At 77.2% G+C, this 1,503-nt stretch carries 2 protein-coding genes; one reads left to right on the top strand and one right to left on the bottom strand.

Annotated elements, in window-relative coordinates:
- Positions 1–1,143: type VII secretion protein EccB (gene eccB / locus KBX37_RS33785; RefSeq protein WP_210779875.1), on the bottom strand; the 1,143-nt coding region annotated here is incomplete at its 3' end.
- 134 nt (positions 1,144–1,277) lie between these two features.
- Between eccB and KBX37_RS33780 the strand changes: the two genes are divergently transcribed.
- The coding region (locus tag KBX37_RS33780; RefSeq protein ID WP_374103948.1) for a methyltransferase domain-containing protein at positions 1,278–1,503 on the top strand (226 nt) is incomplete at its 3' end.

Raw genomic sequence — 1,503 nt, 5'->3', positions numbered from 1 at the left:
GTCGGCGAGCACCGCACCCCGCCCGGTGGCGGCTCCGGTGCCGGCCACGGCGGTCAGGTCGGGCACGGTGGCGCCGACGCGGACGTCGCGGACCTCGCCGTCGTCGCCGACCCGCGCGCAGAGCCCGCCACCGTCCACGCCCGCCAGCCGGGGCGGCGACGCGGGTGGGGCGGTGGGGCCGCTGGGCACCAGGTCTGGCAGCTTGGGCAGGGCGGCGAACCGGCCGAGGGTGATCGGCTTCGGGTCGCCCTGACCGGTGCGGGCCATCAGCAGGGCCGCCTGCAACTCGGTGATGCCGGCGAGGCCGTCGGACTCGGCGACCGCGTACTGCCGCCCGCCGCCGGAGTTGCGGACCAGGTAGACGTCACCGACCGCGGCGCCGGCGACCCGGGCGGCGGGCTGACCCAGCTCGGGCAGGGCCGGCGGAGCCAGGTCGGCGCCCGCGGGCAGCGTGTTGAGCAGGGCGGGCGCCACCGGCACCGCCCGCTCCCGGGTGGCGGCCAGGGCCGCCAGCACCCGGCTGGTGTCGCGCAGCAGGAAGCGGCGCTCCCGCCAGACGAGATGCAGCGTGCCGTCCGGATGCCGGACCAGCACCCCCTCCTCGCCGGTCGGCCGCCCGCCGGCGGCCTCCCGACCGATGAGCAGCGCCGAGCGGGGCGTCGGACGCCCGGTCTCGGCCGGCACGACCGAGCAGACCGTCCACGCGGCGGTCGAGAGCCGCCCGGGGGCGGGCAGCGAGTCCGGCGCGTCGGCGATGCCCAGCGGCAGGCCCCGGGGCACCCCCTCGATGGACCGGCGGGAGACCAGCACCGTGCTGGACCGCTCGGCGCCGATGATCAGCAGCGCGGAGGCGTAGTTGAGCACCGGGTGCAGCTTGCCGTCCCGGTAGACGAACCGGGCGCCGGACTCCTTCTCGACGATCACCGCGCCCGGGTCGCGCCACTTGCTGCCGCCGCCGGCGAAGAGGCCGTACAGGGCGAAGCCCCCGAGCCCGATCGCGGCCACCAGCATGCTCGCCAGACCGGCGCCGGCGAGCCGCCGGAACGGCGACCGCGCCGGGTCGGTCTCGCGCATCACCAGCGCGGCGACCGCCCGCTGCACGGTGAACTGGTACGAGTGGAGCTGGTCCTGCCGCGACGGCATGGCGTCCCTTCCGGCGAGTCGTCGGCGGACAGGATATGCGCTGCGTCGATGTCCCGGCGACCCTGCGTCGTCACCGCCGCACCGCCCGGCCGGATGTCGCGCCCCAGGTTCGCCGGGTCGCGTATAACCGGACCGTGGACAGCAGTGAATGGGACGCGCGGTACGCCGCCTCGACGGAGCTGGTGTGGACCGCCGAGCCGAACCGTTTCGTGGTGGAGGCCGCCGCCGACCTGCCCCCGGGTGAGGCGCTCGACCTCGCCGCCGGGGAGGGGCGCAACGCGGTCTGGCTGGCCGGGCGGGGCTGGCGGGTGACCGCGGTCGATTTCTCACCGGTGGCGGTCGCGGGGGGGCGGGGGCAGG

Origin of the sequence: Micromonospora sp. U56, from assembly GCF_018070095.1 — a bacterium.
Taxonomy (GTDB): domain Bacteria; phylum Actinomycetota; class Actinomycetes; order Mycobacteriales; family Micromonosporaceae; genus Micromonospora; species Micromonospora purpureochromogenes.
The sequence above is the reverse complement of the archived record's forward strand: the minus strand, read 5'-3'. Positions and strand labels throughout refer to the sequence as shown.